We start from the raw sequence: 17,411 nt of genomic DNA, 5'->3' as shown, positions 1-17,411 counted from the left end.
ACCCCAGGGGTATCGGCTCTCCCCCGCCCTCGCTAAACCCGGTCTGGCAACCTGCCACTGGCGCCCTCGGCGCGGAATCCCTTCTCAGTGGCCACCACACCGGCGGACGCCGTCTCGACATCGTGCTCGAACACCAGCGCCCACCCCTCGGCTGCCGCCCGCCCTAGGACCTCCCGCTTCTCGCGGAGGGTCGCCAGCGGCTCTACGTCGTAGGCCATGATCCAGAGATCCGACACGTGCGCCGCAGTCGGCACCAGATCCCCGGCGAACAGCAGCGAGCGGTCCCCGTCGGCCACGCGGACCAGTTGCTGGCCCTTGGTGTGCCCGTCGACGACGTGGACCGCCAGGTTCGGCAGCCCGAGCGCGTCGCCGTCGACCAGCGCCAGCCGGCCCGAGGCCGCCAACGGGTCGAGGTTCTCGGCCAGGAACGACGCGCCCTCGCGCGGGCTCTCCGCGGCCCACGCCCAGTGCGACCGCTGAACGTGGTGCGTCGCGTTCGGGAATGTCAACACCAGCGCCTTGCCCTCCCGCCGGGTTGCCCCGCCGACGTGGTCGAAGTGGAGGTGGGTGAGCACCACGTCAGTCACGTTCTCCGGCGCGACGCCGAGCGCCGCCAGCGCGTCGGTCAGCGTCGGGGCCTCGGGGTCGATGCCGTAGATCTCGTTGAAGCGGTCGTCCCCCTTGTCGCCGCAGCCGGTGTCGACGAGGATCGTCCGGCCGTGGCCGCGGAGCAAGAGGCACCTCGTGGCGAGCGGGATCCGGTTCCGGTCGTCGGGCGCGATCCGCCGCTCCCACAGCGTGCGGGGGACGATCCCGAACATGGCGCCGCCGTCGAGCCAGACGGTCCCGGCCTCCACGGTGTCGATCTGATATCCGGCGAGGGTCATGGGGGTTGAGGGACGAGAAACAGGGGATGCAAAGTGGGGCCGGATCGCGGGCGGCGCCAGCGAGATCGCGAGCGCCGGCCTCCGGGACCCTCGACACGCCACGGCAGCCGCCGCCCCTTCCTATTCGATGTCGCCGAGGTCGGGGAAGCCTTCGGCGTGGCCGTCGCCCCGCGCCCGGTCGCGGAAGGCCCGGGCCTGCTCAAGACGGACGAGCAGCGCCCCGAGGTGGTCGGAGACGAACCGGATGCGCTCGGCCTCCTGCGTCATTTCTAGGAGCCCTTGTTTGTCGGCGAGGTCCAGCCCGGCGTTCCGTCCGATCACGTACGACGCCGGAAGCGACTGGTCGTAGCGTTGGGGTTTGGGGGTCTCCCCCGCCATCTCCAAGAGCTTCATGTGCCGGGCGATGGCCGTTTCCCGGGCCGCCACGTCGTCGCTGGCATCGGCGTCCTCGACAGGCGTGATGTCCGCCGTGAGGTACTCCAGGTCGCGGTGGATCTCCTCGACGTGGAACCGGTCGCGGCCGACGGCCACCACGTCCAGGCGGCCGTCGTCGTAGCGCGCGGCGACGCGCTCGATGCGGGCGGTGCAGCCGATGGTGGCCACGCGCTCCTCGCTGGCGTAGACGATTCCGAACGGCCGGTCGCCGTCGATGCAGACACGGACCATCTCCTTGTACTTCGGCTCGAAGATGTGGAGCGGGACCGGCTCACCGGGGAGGAGCACGAGTCCGAGGGGAAACAAGGGCAGTCGATCGTCGGCCATGCCCCGGCAACCCCAGTGCGGTGCCCCAGGTTCTGCCCCGCGCGGGGCTAGCTTGGGGACCCGTGCCGACGCTCCGTCTCCTCGCTCTCCTTGCACTCGCGGCCCCCGCCGCCGTCGCCCAGCCGCTCGCCTTCGGGTCGGCGGACGACCCGTTCGAGGCCGGCTCTGGCTTCCGCCCCGTCGACGGGATCCGGCTGGCGGTGGCGGCCGGACCGGCCTACCTCCCCGACAGCTGGCGCGCCGCCGCACGCCTCGACGTGGACGGCAGCGTGGGCCGCTTCAGCTTCGGCGCGGGCCAGGCGGTCCACTCCGGCGACGGCGGGCTCTACGGCCCCGAGTTCGACGAGACGACCGACTTGGCCCGGGTGATTCGGTACGTCCGCTGGAATGCCGTCCCCGGCTCTCGCAGCTACGCCCGCCTGGGGCCGGCGGAGCGCGTGACGCTGGGCTCGGGCGCGCTTGTCCGCGGCTACCGCACCACGACGGCGTTCGACGAGCGGCGGCTGGGTGCCGAAGGGGCCGTGGCCGGTCGGTTCGGCCGCGTCGCCGCGTTCGCGGGCGACGTGCTCCGCACGGACGGCGTCGTCGGCGCCGAGGCGCGGCTCCAAACCGGCGCCCGCGTCGGCCCCCTTGCCGACCTCGCGCTCACCGTCGCGGGCGTCCACGACCTGGGCCGCCCCTCCGCCACCGGCGACTCGTCGCTGACGGGCGTCGAGGTGACCGTCCGCGGCACGTACAGCGGGTTCGGGCCCGTCGCCGTCCGCCCGTTCGCGACGCACGCCCGCTACCTCGGCCAGGGGAGCACGCTCGGCGGAGGGCTCGAGGTCGGGTCCAGCAACATCGGGGACGCCGCCCGCGCCACCGCCCGGCTGGCGCTGTTCGCCTCGACCGCCGACTTCGTGCCCGGCCACGTCGGCCCGTTCTACGCCGTCTCGAACGTCGGGGCCCGGATCGTCGACGACGGCTCCTTCTTCGACGACGCCCGCGTGTCGGAGCTGGCCGGGACGCCGCTCGACAGCCTCGCTGCCGGCGTCGATCTCGTGCTGGACCTCCGGCTGGTCGCCTTCGGCCGGCTCGAGGTCTCCCAGCACTTCCGCCGCCACATCGGCGACGAGACCGCCAGCGCCTACGGCCTCCGGCTCGCGGGACGGCTGGCGGGCGGCACGCGCATCGAGTTCGCGCTCGACCGGCAGGACTTCCGAGGCGTCCTCGACCTGATCCAGGACTTGGGCGCCGTCAACTCGTTGCTCCTCGACATCGAGTACCCGGTCGGACGGCGGGGTGTGATTCTGGTCCGCTCTCGCTATGGCTACCGGCGCCTCACCGAGGCGGATGGCGACGCGTTCGCCGACGGCCCCCCTCGCTTCTTGGTCGAACGTCGCTTCGAGCCACTGGTCGGCATCCGGGTCGGCATCTGATCGACCCCGCAGGCGCTTGGTGCCGAGCCGTACGCTCATGCCGTGCACCTCTTGATGGGGCCGGCCAAGCGCCGCACTTTGCTTGACTTTAATCGCCAAGGTGCCGTGCCACGCTTCCTGCTCCTTGCCCTCTGCGCGGTGGTCCTCGCGGCCTGCGCGGACGCCCAGAGCCCGACCTCCTCGGCCGACGCGACGGTCCTCGTCGTCGACGGACGCGAGGCGAACGGGACGGCCTCAGACCCCACCGGTTGGGACGCGTCGCCTGCCCTTCAGGAGGCCATGCGAGACGCCAGGCAACACTGGGCCACAGCGGACCCGAACTACGAGGAAGAGACGCGGGTGCTGGCCGTCGCCGAGGGCGCGTTCACTCGGCCCGGCGTTCGCGAGCGCGCCGCCCTCTACCTGATGGCGCTCTGGCCTCGGTGCTGCCCCAAGCTCGGCCTCGCCGTGATCGGCGCCGACGACCGGCTCGTGCAAAACGTCGCGTTCGAAGGGTCATTTCAGGGTGTCCAGACCGTGCCCGACCTCGACGAAGACGGCCTCGACGAGCTGGTCCTGACCGGAACGTTCGGGATGGGGGGCGACGTCACCGGGTCGGCCGTGCTGGCGTCCTTCCGCCCCGAGGGGCTCGTCGGCCGCGGCGCCGTCGAGACGTTCCAGAGCGGGTGTGCGGCGAGCCGCCCGAGCGAGTCCAGCGTCAAAGTGATGGCCCGCCTCGGCACCCCAGGGTTCACCGCCGAGCGGTTTACGCGCCCGTGCGATAGCGCCACGTGGACCTCCGAGGGCTCCCCCGAGCCGGTCCTGTTCGAGGGCACCGGCGGCACGTTCACCGTCCTCCCCGTTCGGTAGCCAGCCGCCGCCCCACGGGACTGGGCGCTCGCCCTTCGGCTTCCCGATGCCCCCGCGCCACGGACGTTCCTAAACGGTCCCTACTTCACCCCCTCGCTCATCGCCAGCATCCGGTCGATGGGCTTCTGGGCGGCGACCCGGATCGCCTCGTCCATGTGCAGCTCTGGCTGGCCGTGCTTGAGGCAGAGGTAGAGCTTCTCCAGCGTGTTGAGCTTCATGTGTGGACAGTCGTTGCAGGCGCACCCGTTGTCCGGCGGCGCCGCGATGAACGTCTTGCCCGGGTTGTCCTTTTGCATCTGGTGCAGAATCCCCGACTCGGTCGCCACGATGATCGTCTGGGCGTCGGACTCGGCCGCGAACCGGCGGATGGACGACGTGCTGCCGATGTGGTCCGCCAGCCGCAAGACGGGCTCTTCGCACTCGGGGTGCGCCAGCACCGGCGCGCCAGGGTAGCGTCCCTTCAGTCGTGCCAGCTTCTGCTCCGAAAATATCTCGTGGACGATGCAGGCGCCGTTCCACAGGAGCATGTCGCGGCCGGTCTCCTTGATGAGCCACCGCCCCAGGTTGCGGTCCGGCGCGAACAGGATCGGCTGGTCGAGGGGGATCTGGCGGACGATGTGCTCGGCGTTCGACGACGTGCAGATGATGTCCGTCTGCGCCTTGATGGCCGCCGAGCAGTTGATGTAGCTGATGACCAAGTGGTCCGGATGCTCAGCCCGGAAGGCCGCGAACTCGTCGGGCGGGCACGAGTCGGCCAGCGAGCAGCCCGCGTGGAGGTCCGGCAGCAGCACTCGCTTGGTCGGGTTCAGGATCTTGGCGGTCTCGGCCATAAAGTGGACGCCCGCGAACACGATCGTGTCGGCGGCCGTCCGCTCGGCCTCGCGCGCCAGCCCCAACGAGTCGCCGATGTAGTCGGCGATGTCCTGGATGTCGCCCTCCTGGTAGTAGTGCGCCAGCACGACCGAGTTGGTCTCGCGCTTGAGCCGGTCGATGGCCTCGAACAGGTCGAGCGTCGGGTCGATGTCCTCCTTGACGAAGCCCACACGGGCGATCTCGGCGGGAAGCGTGGGGAGGGCAAGCGTCTCGGTCATGGGAGCGCGGGTGCGGGGCGGACGGGTACGCCGGCCGGCCGGGGGCTGGTTTCGTCCAAGGGCCGGTTTCGTCGGACGAGGATAGCGGATGGAGCTTCGCCGTTGCTGGACTGCGAGACACCGCGGGCGTACCGTGCACTTTCGGGTGCCGCCGCGACGGGTCCGAGCGTCCACCGCTCAGGCGGTGCCCGGTGCTCGCTCCTCGACCCGCCCACCCCGCTCCTCCACCAGCCGACCGCCCTCCAGCCGGAGGACGCGGTCCGCCAGCCCCGCCAGCGCCGGGTTGTGAGTGACGACGACGAACGCCTGGTCGGCGTCGCGGCTGAGGCGGAGCAGTTCGTCGTGGAGCGTCTCGGCCGTCTTCGTGTCGAGGTTGCCCGAGGGCTCGTCCATCAGCACCAGGCCGGGCTCGTTCATCAACGCTCGCGCCACGGCGACGCGTTGCTGCTCGCCGCCGGAGAGCTGGCTCGGCCGGTGGTCCATCCGCTCCGCCAGCCCGAGCATCGTCAGCAGCTCGCGGGCGCGAGCGCGGGCGGTGTCGAACGTCCCGCCCGCGATGAGGGCCGGCATCGACACATTCTCGATCGCGGTGAACTCGGGGAGCAGGTGGTGGAACTGGAAGACGAACCCGATGGCCCGGTTGCGGAACGCCGCCAGCGCCTCGTCGCCCTTGGCGAACACGTCCTCGCCCCGGTACGTCACCGTCCCGGCGGTCGGGCGGTCGAGGGCGCCCAAGAGGTGGAGCAGCGTGCTCTTGCCCGTCCCGCTCTCGCCCACGATGGCCACCAACTCGCCCGGGTACACGTCCACATCCAGGCCCTCCAGTACGGTCAGCCCTCCCCCCGCCGTGGGGTACCGCTTCTGCAGGTCCCGGCCGGAAAGAATCGCGGGTCGGCCTGCGGCCGCGACTCGGGGCCGGGGAGACGAGGCGCGGGGCGTTTCCCCCACCTCAGCGCTGACGATGTCGGACGTAGAGCCCGGGGCCCCATGCGTCTTGCCGCTTGCCTCCATCACTCGGGCCTCTCGATGCCAAGGTCCTTCAGCTTGTTGTACAGGTGCGAGCGCTGAATGCCGATGATCTCGGCCGTGGCCGAAACGTTCCAGTCGTTCTCGTCCAGCTTGCGTCCGATGAACAGCTTTTCGGCCTGGTCGCGGAACTCGAAGAGTGAGTCGTACCGGTCGATGAGCCCGCCCGCGCCCTCGCCGCCCGCTCGTGGGACGACGTAGCGCTCCACGTCGGCCGACGAAATCGCGTCGCCGTCGGACAGGATCAGCAGGCGCTCGACCACGTTGCGCAGTTCGCGGACGTTGCCGCGCCACTCCTGCCGCTGCAGGGAGCCGAGCGCGCCGTCGTCGAGCGACTTGCCGTCCATCCCGTTGCGGCGCATCACCTGGCCCAAGATGAACCGCGCGATGTCGGGCACGTCGGCCCGGCGCTCGCGGAGCGGCGGGACGTGGATGAGGATGACCGAGAGCCGGTGGTAGAGGTCCTCGCGAAACCGCTTCTCGTCGACCTGCTGCAAGAGGTCCCGGTTGGTCGCGGCCACCACGCGCACGTCCACCGTAATGGACCGGTCGCCCCCGACGCGCGTGATGCGGCTCTCCTGGAGCGCGCGGAGCACCTTGGCCTGGGCGTCGAGCGACATGTCGCCGATCTCGTCCAGGAAGAGCGTCCCGCCATCCGCCTGCTCGAACTTGCCGATGCGCTGCTTGGTGGCCCCCGTGAAGGCGCCCTTCTCGTGCCCGAACAGCTCCGACTCGATAAGCTCCGACGGGATCGCGGCGCAGTTGACTTCGACGAGCGGCCCGTCGGCCCGGTTGCTCTGAGCGTGGAGGTGGCGGGCCACCAATTCCTTGCCCGTCCCAGGCTCGCCGGTGATCAGCACGCGCGCCTCGGACGGCGCCACGCGATCGATGGTTTGCTTGATGCGCCCGATCGCGGGGCTGTCGCCTACGATGGGCGTCAGGTCGGAGGTGCCCGCGTCCTTGACGACCTGCTTGAGCCGGACGTTCTCGGTCCGCAACTTCCCCCGGTCGAGGGCACCGCGGACGGTCACCAGCAAGCGGTTGAGGTCCGGGGGCTTCTCGAGGAAGTCGACCGCGCCGAGCTGGGTCGCCTCGACGGCCGTCTCGACCGTCCCGTGCCCAGAGATCATGACGACCGGCACGCCGATCTCGGCGTCGTGGAGAGCCTGGAGCACCTCCATCCCGTCCCGCTTCGGCATTTTGATGTCGAGCAGCACGAGGTCGGCCGCCGGCGCCTTCGCCACGGCCTCGTCGCCGTCGACGGCGACATCGACCGTGTAGCCCTCGAACTCGAGGATCTCGCGGAGCGTCCGCCGGATGGCGGGCTCGTCATCGGCGATCAGAACGGTCGGCATGGGCTCGGGGCGGTGCGGACCGAATCTACTGCGCCGCGTCGGCCGCCCTCGCTCGCACGTCCTCTCTGGTTACTGACCGACGACCTCCGCCGACCCGTCGTTGCCGATGCGGAGTCGGCCCGAGTCGATCATCTCCTGGATGTTCTGGTCCGTTTGGAGCACCGCCGACGTATCGATCGGGGCCGCGGTCACGTCGCCGGTGGCCTCGCCGACCGCCGCGGCGGCGGCCTGGACCTGGCCGAGCTCCACGAGTGCCGTCCGGTACTCGGGGGTCGTGTCCCAGTCGTTGACGACACGCTCGAGCGCCTCCGTCGCTTCGCCCGTGTCACCGGCCGCGGCGAAGGCGCGAGCGGCATCGAGCAGGTAGCCCGGCGTCGAGGCCGGCGAGTCGTACTCGTCGGCGGCGTCGATGTAGAGGCCCGCGGCACGGGCGTGGTCGCCGCGGTCCTCGTAGATGGCGGCCTGGCCCGCGAGGGCGCTGGCCGCCATGATGTCGTCGCCGTCGTAGTCCTCGAACATGGCGAGGGCGCGGTCGAGATCGCCGGTCTGGTAGAGCGCGTCGGCGGCGAAGAAGGTGGCCTGCTCGCCCGTAGCCGTCGAGCCGTACTCGTCGGCGATCTGCAAGAGCCCCGGTGCGGACTCGGTGCCCTCCAGCGCGATCTGGTAGTTGCCCGCTTCGTACTCGGTCAAGATCGCGCCCAGCAGGCGCTGGCCCTCGGCTGACTTGTTCGCCTGCCACGTGCGCCAACCGATGATGGCGAGCGCCAGCACGAACACGCCGACGATGACGGCGATGATCGTCGTCTTGTGGTCGTCGTAGAACTCGGTGCCACGGGAGGCCCCGGTGGCGAGGGCGTCCTCGCGGAGCTCGTGGTGGCGCGACTGCGACTGCGTGAGCGTCCGGGGCGGGTTGATCTGGGCCATCAAGCGGGAGGTTTCGGGCGAAGCTGCCAAACTAGCCGAGCCGAGGCGGGGGGCGCTATGAAGAGCCGGGCGAAACCGGACACGGGGCGACGCTCTTGCACCCCTTTTCACCCGAGCCGCTGGCGCGGAAGCGCTTCGGCACAAGTACCCTCGACCTGGGCACTCCCTCTCCCCCTCCCCCTCCTGCAATGGCTATCAAGATTGGCATCAACGGGTTCGGCCGCATCGGCCGCCTCGTCTTCCGCTCCATCCTCGAGCGCGGCGGCTCCGATTTCGACGTGGTCGGCGTCAACGACCTCACCGATGCGGCCACGCTGGCGCACCTCTTCAAATACGACTCGGTCCACGGCAAGTACCCCGGCGAGGTGAAAGCGGAGGGCGACGAGCTGGTGATCGGCGGGGACCGCTTCAAGGTCTTCTCCGAGCGCGACCCGAGCGCCCTGCCCTGGGGCGAGCTCGGCGTCGACGTCGTCGTCGAGGCGACCGGCATCTTCCGCACGCGCGAGAAGGCGGCCCTGCATCTCGGCGCCGGCGCCAAAAAGGTCGTCATCTCGGCCCCCGCCTCGGGCGAAGTGGATGCGACCATCGTGCTCGGCGTCAACGACGACACGCTGACGGGTGACGAGCAGATCGTCTCGAACGCGAGCTGCACGACGAACTGCCTGGCCCCGATGGCCAAGGTGCTCGACGACGCGTTCGGCTTGGAGAAGGGGTTCATGACGACGATCCACGCCTACACGTCGGACCAGCGCCTCCAGGACGCGCCGCACTCGGACCTGCGCCGTGCCCGCGCCGCCGCGCTCTCGATGATCCCGACGACGACCGGCGCCGCCAAGGCGGTCGGGCTCGTGCTCCCGGAGCTCAAGGGCAAGCTCGATGGCTTCGCCGTCCGCGTCCCCACCCCGGACGGCTCGCTCACCGACTTCACGGCCATCGTGAAGCGCGACGTGACGGTCGAGGAGGTCAACGCCGCCTTCCAGGCCGCCGCCAGCGGCCCGATGAACGGCATCCTCGAGTACTCGACGGATCCGATCGTCTCGATCGACATCGTCGGCAACCCGCACTCGTGCGTGTTCGACGCGCCCTCGACGATGGCCGCCGGCACGATGGTCAAGGTCGTCGGCTGGTACGACAACGAGTGGGGCTACTCGAGCCGGACGGTCGACCTCGTCCAGCGCCTGATGGCCTAAAGGGCAAGAGGCACGGGGGATGGGGCAAGGGGCAGTCCTTCCTCCAACCCTGGCCTCTTTCCCCTTCCCCCTTGCCTTGATGAACACCCTCTCCGACCTCGACCTCTCGGCAAAGCGCGCGCTTGTCCGGGTCGACTTCAACGTGCCGATGGACGGCGCGACGATCACCGACGACACGCGCATCCGCGCGGCGCTGCCGACGATCCAAGCCCTGCTCGACGCGGGCGCGACGCCCGTCCTGATGTCGCACCTCGGCCGCCCCAAGGGCGCGCCGGACCCGGCATTCTCGCTGCGGCCCGTCGCCGATCACCTCGAGACACTCCTCGACGCACCCGTCGTCTTTTGCGAGTCGACGGTCGGTGAGGCCGCGCAGGCCTGCGTGGCTGGCGCACCGGCGGGCGCCGTCGTGCTGTTGGAGAACACGCGTTTCCTGTCGGGCGAAACCGCCAACGACCCCGAGACCGCCCGCCAGCTGGCGGCCCTCGGCGACGTGTTCGTGTCCGACGCCTTCGGATCGGTCCACCGCGCGCACGCCTCCACGGCGGGCGTCGCCGCGCTGCTGCCCCACGCGGCCGGGCGTTTGCTCGACAAGGAAGTCACCTTCTTGACAAAGGCGCTCGACACCCCAGAGCGCCCGTTCGTGGCCGTGCTCGGCGGCGCCAAGGTGTCCGACAAGATCGGCGTCATCGAGGCGCTGGCGCCCAAGGTCGACGCCCTGCTGATCGGCGGGGCGATGGCGTACACGTTCATGGCCGGGCTCGGTCACCAGACGGGCACCTCGCTCGTCGAGGCCGACCGCGTCGACGACGCTTTCCGGCTCTACGAGCGGTTCCGCGACACGATCAAGCTCCCGTCCGACCACGTCGTCGCCGATCGGTTCGCGGCCGACGCCGAGATCCAGATCATCGCGGGCGAGATCCCCGACGGCCGGATGGGCTTGGACATCGGCCCCCAAACGCGCGAGCAGTACGCGCACATCATCAGCGGCGCCAAGACGGTGATCTGGAACGGCCCGATGGGCGTGTTCGAGCTGGCGCCGTTCGCCGAGGGAACGCTGAGCGTGGCGCAAGCGCTCGCGGACGCCACGTCCGAGCGCGAGGCGCTGACGGTCGTCGGTGGCGGCGACTCGGTGGCGGCCGTCGTCCAGGCCGGGCTGGCGGATGCCGTCACGCATGTCTCCACGGGCGGCGGCGCGATGTTGGAGTTCATGGAAGGCCAGACGCTGCCCGGCTTGTCCGCGCTCGCCTAGTGCTGACGGCGCTCGACCTGCTGGGCACGTTCGTGTTCGCGCTGTCCGGTGCCTTCAAGGCCGTCCGGTCTGGCCTCGACTGGCTCGGCATCGCCGTGCTGGCGGTGCTCACCGGCGTCGGCGGCGGGCTCATCCGGGACGTGCTGCTCGGCGACACGCCGCCCGCCTCGTTCCGGGACGAGCGCTACCTGTTCGTGTGCCTGGCGGGCGCCGTCGCCGTCATCGTGGCCGCCCGACCGATCGCGGCGCGGTGGAACCGCGTGATGATCGCCGATGCGCTCGGGCTCGGGCTGTTCGCCGCCATCGGCGCGCTCAAGGGCGCCGAGCACGGGCTGGGCCCCGTCGGCGTCGTCGTGATGGGCGCGCTGACGGCCGTCGGGGGCGGCGTCATCCGTGACATCCTTGTGAACGAGCAACCCGCCGTGCTCTACAAGGGGTTCTACGCGACGGCCGCCGTCCTCGGCGGCGCCGTCCTCGTCGCCCTCGACGCCCTCGGTGCCGGCGTCGGCCTTCAGTTCGCCGCGTGCGCCGTGACCACGTCCGCCCTCCGTTTTCTCGCGATGGCCCGGCACGTCCGCCTGCCCCGCCCGTCCGCTCCGCCCGATTCCTGACATGCAAATCGTCCCCCGCCCCGCCGCCCCTGACACCGCCGCCGCCGCGCCCGCCGACTCCATCACAGCCGGGTTCCGGGTCGAAGACGTCGCCGCCATGCGCGACGCGGTCCTCGACCAGGCGTTCTGGCTGGGCTTGGGCGAGACCCTGCTCCAGGTCGCTATCGCCATCGGGCTGGCGCTGTTCACGATCGCGGTCATCTCGCGCGTCAAGAAGCGGTGGGTCGCCTCCGTCGTCGACGACCCCGCCACCGACAAGCGCCGCCAGCGGGTCCTCACGACCGCCGACCTGCTCGGGTCCGTGGCTCGCTACGTGATCTGGGCGATCACGATCGTCACCGTGCTGTCGATCGTCGGGTTCGACATCCGGGCCCTGCTGGCGGGCGCGGGGATCGCGGGTCTGGCCATCGGCTTCGGGGCGCAGACGCTCGTCAAGGACGTGATCTCCGGCTTTTTCCTCTTGTTCGACGACACGCTCGGCAACGGCGACCTCATCCGGATCGGGAGCGACACCGGGACGGTCGAGTACGTGGGCCTGCGGCTGATCAAGGTCCGGAAGTTCGACGGCGAGCTGCTGATGGTCCCGGCCGGGGAGCTCCGGACGTTCGGCAACAAGTCCGTCGGCTACGCCCGAGCGATCGTCGAGGTGGGCCTGAGCTACGAGCAGGACGCCAGCGTGGCGCTCGGTGTGCTCGAGGAGGTCGCGGCGGAGTGGGCGGAGACGGACGAGGCGAAGGCCGTAATGGTCGAGGAGGCGCCCCAGGTGCAGGCCATCCTCGCCCTCGCCGACTCGGCGGTCACGGCGCGCATCATCGTGCAGGTCCGGCCCGGCGAGCAGTTTCCGACCGAGCGCGCGCTCCGGCAGCGGATCAAGACGCGCTTCGACGAGCGCGGCATCGAGATCCCGTTCCCCCGCCGGACCGTCTACGTCAAGCCTCTCGACGGCGGGACCAGCGCGGACGCGGCGGCGGCGCTGTCGGGGGACTGAGCCCCGGGCGCGGAGCGTCCGAAGTCGGTGATGACCGTCACCCCCGCGCTCTCGAACGTGTCCATCCGCATCAGCGCGGGAATGGAGGCCTCTAGCGTGATGGTGCGCCCGACCAAGCGGTCGGGTGCCAACGTCCCGGCCTCGATCATCGCCAGCATCGCGTCGTAGCGGTGGGCCTGCATGCCGTGGCTCCCCACGATCTCCAGTTCGTCGGCGACGACCCGGTCCATCGGGATGGCGGGCGCCCGCTGGTCCGCCACGAGCAGGCCGACCTGGACGTGCCGCCCCCGCTTGCGCAGCGAGCGGATCGACTGGACACACGTCTCGGGATGGCCCAGCGCGTCGAGCGAGACGTGGGCCCCGCCACCCGTAAGCTCGACCACCGCCTCGACCACGTCCGGAACGTGCCGGGCGTTCACGGTGGCGATCGCCCCGCCCTGTGTCGCCAGCGCGAGCGCCTCGTCGGAGAGGTCGACGGCCACCACCCGCGCCCCGACCGCGCGGGCGATCATCACCGCCGAGAGCCCGACGCCCCCGCAGCCGTAGACAGCCACCCACTGGCCGGCGGAGACCCGCCCCTGGTCGACGACGGCGCGGAACGCGGTCACGAACCGACACCCCAGGCTGGCAGCGGTGGCGAACCCCAGGGCCTCCGGGAGCCGCACAACATTGAGGTCCGCGCGGTGGATCGAGACGAACTCGGCGAACGAGCCCCAGTGCGTAAAGCCCGGCTGGAACTGGGCGTCGCAGACCTGCTGGTGGCCCGACTGGCATTGCGGGCACGTCCCACACCCGCCCACAAACGGCACCGTCACGCGGTCCCCGACCCTCCATCGTGTCACGTCCCGCCCGACGGCCGCTACGACGCCTGCCAGTTCGTGACCCGGGACATGCGGAAGCTGGATCCCGGGGTCATGCCCTACCCAGCCGTGCCAGTCGCTCCGACACAGCCCGGTCGCGCGGACGGCGACCACAACCCCGTGGGTCTCCGGCGTGGGGTCCGGCACGCGTCGCAGCTCAGGTGGCGCACCAAAGGCCTCGTAGACGACGGCGTACATAGCGGCTCGGGGAGTCTCGGGAAGCCTCCGGCACCCACACACGGCGCGAGCCGTGGTGCCAGACGACGGCGGTCAACGTAGACGCGGCTGGCCCCTGGGTACAACCCGCAGATGAGTGTCTGCCCGTAACCTCTGGCGAGACCGCCCGTAGCTGCCCGCATGCCTGACCCCGCGATTCAGACCGCCGCCCTCTCCAAGACCTACAGGGGGCGGCAGCCCGTCGAAGCGCTCAAGCCCTTGTCGCTCACCGTCGAGATCGGCGAGACCTTTGGTCTGTTGGGTCCCAACGGCGCTGGAAAGACGACGCTCGTCAAGTTGCTCCTGGGGCTGGCGCACCCGACCGCCGGGTCCGCGACGCTCTTTGGGGAGTCGATCCTTCACGCCGACGCCCGGCGCCCGGTCGGCTACCTGCCCGAGGGCCATCGCTTCCCGCCGTTTTTGTCGGGGAGAGACGCCCTCGACCTGTTTGCCCGGATGTCGGGCGTCGAGCCCCACGACCGCCAGCGCCGGTCCGATGAGCTGCTGGCGCTGGTCCGCTTGTCCGGCGCCGCAGACCGGCCCGTGGGGACGTACTCGAAGGGCATGTTGCAGCGCTTGGGCATCGCCCAGGCGCTGATGAACTCGCCCCGCCTCGTGATTTTGGACGAGCCGACGGACGGGGTCGACCCGGTCGGGCGCCGCGAGATCCGGACCCTCATCGAGTCGCTGCGCGACGAGGGCGTCACGGTGTTCCTGAACTCCCATCTGCTGAGCGAGGTCGAGCGCGTCTGCACGCGCGTCGCCATCCTGAAGGACGGCGAGCTGGTCCGCGACGGCACCGTCGAAGACCTCACGCGACAAGGCCGCGCGTGGCACGTGACCACGACCGACCTCCCCACCGAGACCGCCGCTGCACTGGCGGACGCTCTGACCGGCGACCTCGTGGACCGGCCCGACGGGCTGGTCCGCTTCCTGGCCACCGCGCCGGACCGCACCGCGCTGAACGCCGTCCTCGACCGCCTGCGCGCCGACGGCGTCGAGGTCGAGGCCGTCGAGCCCGCCCGCCAGTCGCTCGAAGACCTCTTTATCGATGTCGTGACCACCCCGGCCGCTGCCTGACCCATGCTCGGACTCTTCCTGTTGACGCTCCGCGAGCTTCGCGCCCGCAAAGTCGTCGTCGGCCTATTCGTCGTCGCCACCCTCGTCTGGGTGTCTCTCGCGTTCGCCCTCCAACTCGACGTGGTCGACGGGTCGTTGGCCGGCGCCCGCCTCTTCGGACAGGAAACCGTGGACGGGCCCGTCAACCTCGATGAACCGCTGCTCGATGACGAGGGGAACGTGATCCTCAACGACGACGGCGAGCCGCGCACTGCACGCGACGACATGCCCCCGTTCGGAGACTCGCTCCTGGAAAGCGTCGTGTTCGGCGCCCAGGCGTTCGTGGCCGGCGCCGCGTACTGGGTGGGCATCATCTTGGCCCTGTTCGCCACGGGCGGCCTCATCGCCGCGCTCACCGAGCGCGGGCAGGTCGACGTGCTGCTGACGAAGCCGTTGGCACGCTCACAGGTGCTCGCATCCAGGCTGGCGGCCATCTTCGCCGTCATGTTGGCCCTCGCGACCTATCTGTTCGGTGCCGTCTGGCTGGTGATGTCCATCAAGTCCGGGATCTGGAACCCCCGGTTCCTGCTGGCGATCGGCGTCGTGTTCGCAATGTTCGTCGTCGTGTACAGCGTCGTGACGCTGGTCGGTGTGTGGAGCGGGAGCGGTCCCCTGTCGTTCGTCGTCACGCTCGGGGTCGTCTTCGTGAGTCTGATCCTAGCGATTCCTACGCTCCAGGAGCAAGTTTCTCGCCTCTGGAGACCCTTTGTGGCGGGCGGGTACCACATCTTGCCCAAGTTTGGCAGCGTCGGCACCACGATGGTGCCGCAACTCGCCACGGGCGACCCCGTAGGCTCTCTTTACCCGCTCCTGTCGTCGCTGGCGTTCGGCGCCGTCCTCTACGGAGCCGCGTTCGCCCTCTTCTCTCGCAAAGACTTCTGACTGCCATGATGGTGCACCCCACCCGCCACGCTCCGCGCCGCGCGCTCGCCGTGGTCCTCGGCTCCCTGCTCGTCGCCGGCCTCGCCCTGCTCGCGGTCGGCTGCAGCGAGTCGCTCGGCGCGCCGGGCATCGGCTCGTCGGCGCAGACGACCGACGCGCTGGCGATCCTGCCCAACGATGCCGACGTGTACGGCATGACCAACCTCGCCGCCGCGCGCGAGAGCCAGGCCCTGGAGGCCGCCCTCGGAGAGTCCGGCCTGGGCATGGTCACGGGTCGCGGCTCGGCCGACTTCGACGAGTTCGTGCGCCTGACCGGCTTCGATCCGTCCCAGGACCTCGACCGCGTCTACGTCGCCGGTCGCGAAGGGGCCGACGGCGGCGCGTTCGTCGCCTACGGTCGGTTCGACCGGACACGGATCGAGCAGTTCATCGCCGACCAAGAGGACGTCGCGTTCGAAGTGACGGACGTGGATGGCCTGCCGGTATACCTCGCCACCGACGATGACGGCACCCGGGGCGGCTTCGCCCTCGTCAACAACGAGATGGTGATCGCTGGCGACGAAGCCACCTTGCGCCAGATGCTCGCCCGCGTCGGCGCGACCACCTTCTCGCCGGACGCCGAGCTCCAGGCGCTCTTCGACCGGGTCGCCTACCCCGACGGCGCGTGGTTCGTCGCTCGCGGCTTCGGCGACGGCATGCAGATCCCCGACGACGCGCCCCCCTCCGCGATGGCAGCCCGCGCGGCGGACGGCTTTGTGGTCTCGATGTCGTTCGAACAGGGCGGCATTCCGGTTCGCGCCTTCCTGGCCACCAAGCCCCAGGCCAGCACCGATGATGTGGCCGACGTCGTCCGCGGCGGGATCTCGGCCGCTCGTATCGGCCTCAAGGACCAGCCCGAAGCGCTCGACGTGCTCGACGATGTGGACGTCAATGCCGAGGCGGAGGGCGTGGCCATCACCGGCTTCCTAACCCCCGACTTCCTGGCGCTGACGAACCGGTAGCGCATCAAAACGAGTCGATGTGCGCCCCCGCTGGCTCTGCTGGCGGGGGCGCATCGTGTTTGTCCAGCGTGCCCGCGAGGTACCTTCGGGCTCGCCACTCACGCCTATGACCCCCGACGCTCTTTCCGTCGACGCCCTCCCGTCGATCCCGCTGCCCGGCCGCGTTCTGATGACGACCCCCGACCACTTCCGAGTGGAGTACGTCATCAACCCCCACATGGCCGGGAACGTCGGCGACGTGGACGTGGACGCCGCCCGGCGCCAATGGGAAGCGCTCCGCGACGCCTACGACCAGTTGGGGGTCGAGGTGGTGGAGTTGGCGGGCGCGGCCGGGCTGCCGGACCAGGTGTTCTGCGCCAACCAGACGTTGCCGTACCGCACCCCCGGTGGTGAGCGTGGCGTGATCCTGAGTCGGATGCACGCCGACCAGCGCAAGCCGGAGGTCGAGCACTACGAGCGCTTTTTCCAGGGCGAGGGCTACGAGACGACCGGCCTCGACCCGGACCTCCCCGGCGATTTCGAGGGCATGGGCGACGCGCTCTGGCATCCCGGACGCTACCTCCTGTGGGGCGGCTACGGCTACCGGACGGACCGCAGCGTCTACGAGCGGCTTACCGACAACCTGGGCTTCCCCGTCATCCCGCTGGAGCTAACGGACCCGGACTTCTACCACCTCGACACCTGCCTCTGCCCGCTCGACGAGGAGACCGCGCTGTACTTCCCGGGCGCGTTCACTGAGGAGGGCCGTGAGACGATCAAGTCTCACTTCTCGCGCACGATCGAGGCGCCGGAGGACGACGCCCGCGAGCGGTTCGCCTGCAACGCCCACTCGCCCGACGGGACGCACGTGCTCATCCAGCAGGGCTGCGACGAGACGAACGGCCTGCTCCGTGCGGCGGGATACGAGGTGATCGAGCTCGACACGGGAGAGTTTCTCAAGTCGGGCGGCTCGGTCTTCTGCATGAAGCTGATGTTCTGGTAGC

Annotated in this window: 17 protein-coding genes; 10 read left to right on the top strand and 7 right to left on the bottom strand. The window is 70.3% G+C overall.

Annotated elements, in window-relative coordinates; all coding sequences use genetic code 11:
* Positions 1-32: 32 nt before the first annotated feature.
* A complete protein-coding gene (locus ACLII4_RS11185) occupies positions 33-887 on the bottom strand; it encodes an MBL fold metallo-hydrolase (RefSeq protein ID WP_412067484.1) in 855 nt (284 codons plus the stop codon).
* A 120-nt stretch (positions 888-1,007) separates the two neighbouring features.
* Positions 1,008-1,649: an LON peptidase substrate-binding domain-containing protein gene (locus ACLII4_RS11180; protein ID WP_412067483.1), complete on the bottom strand. Its 642-nt coding sequence runs from the start codon at positions 1,647-1,649 to the stop codon at positions 1,008-1,010.
* Positions 1,650-1,711: 62 nt separating this feature from the next.
* On the opposite strand from ACLII4_RS11180, the gene ACLII4_RS11175 reads away from it, so the two are divergent.
* On the top strand, positions 1,712-3,067 hold the full coding sequence (locus tag ACLII4_RS11175; protein WP_412067482.1) for a hypothetical protein: 1,356 nt from the start codon (positions 1,712-1,714) through the stop codon (positions 3,065-3,067).
* A 105-nt stretch (positions 3,068-3,172) separates the two neighbouring features.
* Positions 3,173-3,916, top strand: a complete 744-nt coding sequence (locus ACLII4_RS11170; RefSeq protein ID WP_412067481.1) for a hypothetical protein — start codon at positions 3,173-3,175, stop codon at positions 3,914-3,916.
* Between the two features lie 80 nt (positions 3,917-3,996).
* Here ACLII4_RS11170 and nadA read toward each other — a convergent pair whose 3' ends face one another.
* The 4 genes from nadA to ACLII4_RS11150 all read right to left on the bottom strand — a co-directional run bounded on the left by nadA (position 3,997) and on the right by ACLII4_RS11150 (position 8,312).
* Positions 3,997-5,007, bottom strand: a complete 1,011-nt coding sequence (gene nadA, locus ACLII4_RS11165) for a quinolinate synthase NadA (protein ID WP_412067480.1) — start codon at positions 5,005-5,007, stop codon at positions 3,997-3,999.
* Between the two features lie 177 nt (positions 5,008-5,184).
* A complete protein-coding gene (locus ACLII4_RS11160) occupies positions 5,185-6,018 on the bottom strand; it encodes an ABC transporter ATP-binding protein (protein WP_412067479.1) in 834 nt (277 codons plus the stop codon).
* The gene (locus tag ACLII4_RS11155; RefSeq protein ID WP_412067478.1) at positions 6,018-7,388 is read right to left on the bottom strand and encodes a sigma-54-dependent transcriptional regulator; all 1,371 of its coding nucleotides are present in this window, start codon (positions 7,386-7,388) and stop codon (positions 6,018-6,020) included. The genes ACLII4_RS11160 and ACLII4_RS11155 overlap by 1 nt, the downstream gene beginning before the upstream one ends.
* 69 nt (positions 7,389-7,457) lie before the next feature.
* Positions 7,458-8,312 (bottom strand): tetratricopeptide repeat protein, encoded by an 855-nt coding sequence (locus ACLII4_RS11150; protein ID WP_412067477.1) that lies wholly within the window; start codon positions 8,310-8,312, stop codon positions 7,458-7,460.
* Positions 8,313-8,500: 188 nt separating this feature from the next.
* Here ACLII4_RS11150 and gap point away from each other — a divergent pair, with 188 nt between their 5' ends.
* The 4 genes from gap to ACLII4_RS11130 all read left to right on the top strand — a co-directional run bounded on the left by gap (position 8,501) and on the right by ACLII4_RS11130 (position 12,350).
* Entirely contained in the window at positions 8,501-9,502 is a 1,002-nt protein-coding gene (gap, locus tag ACLII4_RS11145) for a type I glyceraldehyde-3-phosphate dehydrogenase (RefSeq protein WP_412067476.1), read from the top strand.
* Between the two features lie 79 nt (positions 9,503-9,581).
* On the top strand, positions 9,582-10,751 hold the full coding sequence (locus tag ACLII4_RS11140) for a phosphoglycerate kinase (RefSeq protein ID WP_412067475.1): 1,170 nt from the start codon (positions 9,582-9,584) through the stop codon (positions 10,749-10,751).
* Positions 10,751-11,362: a trimeric intracellular cation channel family protein gene (locus tag ACLII4_RS11135; RefSeq protein WP_412067474.1), complete on the top strand. Its 612-nt coding sequence runs from the start codon at positions 10,751-10,753 to the stop codon at positions 11,360-11,362. The genes ACLII4_RS11140 and ACLII4_RS11135 overlap by 1 nt, the downstream gene beginning before the upstream one ends.
* A 1-nt stretch (position 11,363) precedes the next feature.
* On the top strand, positions 11,364-12,350 hold the full coding sequence (locus ACLII4_RS11130) for a mechanosensitive ion channel family protein (protein ID WP_412067473.1): 987 nt from the start codon (positions 11,364-11,366) through the stop codon (positions 12,348-12,350).
* Here ACLII4_RS11130 and ACLII4_RS11125 read toward each other — a convergent pair.
* Positions 12,287-13,408 (bottom strand): zinc-dependent alcohol dehydrogenase family protein, encoded by a 1,122-nt coding sequence (locus tag ACLII4_RS11125; RefSeq protein WP_412067472.1) that lies wholly within the window; start codon positions 13,406-13,408, stop codon positions 12,287-12,289. The genes ACLII4_RS11130 and ACLII4_RS11125 overlap by 64 nt on opposite strands.
* 159 nt (positions 13,409-13,567) lie before the next feature.
* Here ACLII4_RS11125 and ACLII4_RS11120 point away from each other — a divergent pair, with 159 nt between their 5' ends.
* The 4 genes from ACLII4_RS11120 (at position 13,568) to ACLII4_RS11105 (ending at position 17,410) form a co-directional block, all read left to right on the top strand.
* Positions 13,568-14,506, top strand: coding sequence for an ATP-binding cassette domain-containing protein (locus tag ACLII4_RS11120; protein WP_412067471.1), 939 nt, complete (start codon positions 13,568-13,570; stop codon positions 14,504-14,506).
* Positions 14,507-14,509: 3 nt separating this feature from the next.
* Positions 14,510-15,427 carry an ABC transporter permease subunit gene (locus ACLII4_RS11115; RefSeq protein WP_412067470.1) on the top strand — a complete coding sequence of 306 codons (918 nt, stop codon included), beginning with the start codon at positions 14,510-14,512 and terminating at the stop codon, positions 15,425-15,427.
* A gap of 5 nt (positions 15,428-15,432) precedes the next feature.
* Complete coding sequence (locus ACLII4_RS11110) at positions 15,433-16,428, top strand: hypothetical protein (protein WP_412067469.1); 996 nt, start codon at positions 15,433-15,435, stop codon at positions 16,426-16,428.
* 106 nt (positions 16,429-16,534) lie between these two features.
* The gene (locus tag ACLII4_RS11105) at positions 16,535-17,410 is read left to right on the top strand and encodes a dimethylarginine dimethylaminohydrolase family protein (protein WP_412067468.1); all 876 of its coding nucleotides are present in this window, start codon (positions 16,535-16,537) and stop codon (positions 17,408-17,410) included.
* Position 17,411 lies beyond the last annotated feature (1 nt).

It is taken from the genome of Rubrivirga aquatilis, from assembly GCF_046845665.1.
Lineage (GTDB): Bacteria > Bacteroidota > Rhodothermia > Rhodothermales > Rubricoccaceae > Rubrivirga.
Note: the sequence above shows the minus strand (reverse complement) of the source record. Positions and strands in the feature narration are given on the sequence as shown.

What these genes read in the sequence shown, in the direction of transcription:
- ACLII4_RS11160 (WP_412067479.1), bottom strand. Translation starts at nt 6,018, where the DNA reads ATGGAGGCAAGCGGCAAGACGCATGGGGCCCCGGGCTCTACGTCCGAC.
- ACLII4_RS11110 (WP_412067469.1), top strand. Translation starts at nt 15,433, where the DNA reads ATGATGGTGCACCCCACCCGCCACGCTCCGCGCCGCGCGCTCGCCGTG.
- ACLII4_RS11125 (WP_412067472.1), bottom strand. Translation starts at nt 13,408, where the DNA reads ATGTACGCCGTCGTCTACGAGGCCTTTGGTGCGCCACCTGAGCTGCGA.
- ACLII4_RS11180 (WP_412067483.1), bottom strand. Translation starts at nt 1,649, where the DNA reads ATGGCCGACGATCGACTGCCCTTGTTTCCCCTCGGACTCGTGCTCCTC.
- ACLII4_RS11105 (WP_412067468.1), top strand. Translation starts at nt 16,535, where the DNA reads ATGACCCCCGACGCTCTTTCCGTCGACGCCCTCCCGTCGATCCCGCTG.
- ACLII4_RS11140 (WP_412067475.1), top strand. Translation starts at nt 9,582, where the DNA reads ATGAACACCCTCTCCGACCTCGACCTCTCGGCAAAGCGCGCGCTTGTC.
- ACLII4_RS11150 (WP_412067477.1), bottom strand. Translation starts at nt 8,312, where the DNA reads ATGGCCCAGATCAACCCGCCCCGGACGCTCACGCAGTCGCAGTCGCGC.
- ACLII4_RS11120 (WP_412067471.1), top strand. Translation starts at nt 13,568, where the DNA reads ATGCCTGACCCCGCGATTCAGACCGCCGCCCTCTCCAAGACCTACAGG.
- ACLII4_RS11130 (WP_412067473.1), top strand. Translation starts at nt 11,364, where the DNA reads ATGCAAATCGTCCCCCGCCCCGCCGCCCCTGACACCGCCGCCGCCGCG.
- nadA (WP_412067480.1), bottom strand. Translation starts at nt 5,007, where the DNA reads ATGACCGAGACGCTTGCCCTCCCCACGCTTCCCGCCGAGATCGCCCGT.
- ACLII4_RS11115 (WP_412067470.1), top strand. Translation starts at nt 14,510, where the DNA reads ATGCTCGGACTCTTCCTGTTGACGCTCCGCGAGCTTCGCGCCCGCAAA.
- ACLII4_RS11185 (WP_412067484.1), bottom strand. Translation starts at nt 887, where the DNA reads ATGACCCTCGCCGGATATCAGATCGACACCGTGGAGGCCGGGACCGTC.
- gap (WP_412067476.1), top strand. Translation starts at nt 8,501, where the DNA reads ATGGCTATCAAGATTGGCATCAACGGGTTCGGCCGCATCGGCCGCCTC.
- ACLII4_RS11155 (WP_412067478.1), bottom strand. Translation starts at nt 7,388, where the DNA reads ATGCCGACCGTTCTGATCGCCGATGACGAGCCCGCCATCCGGCGGACG.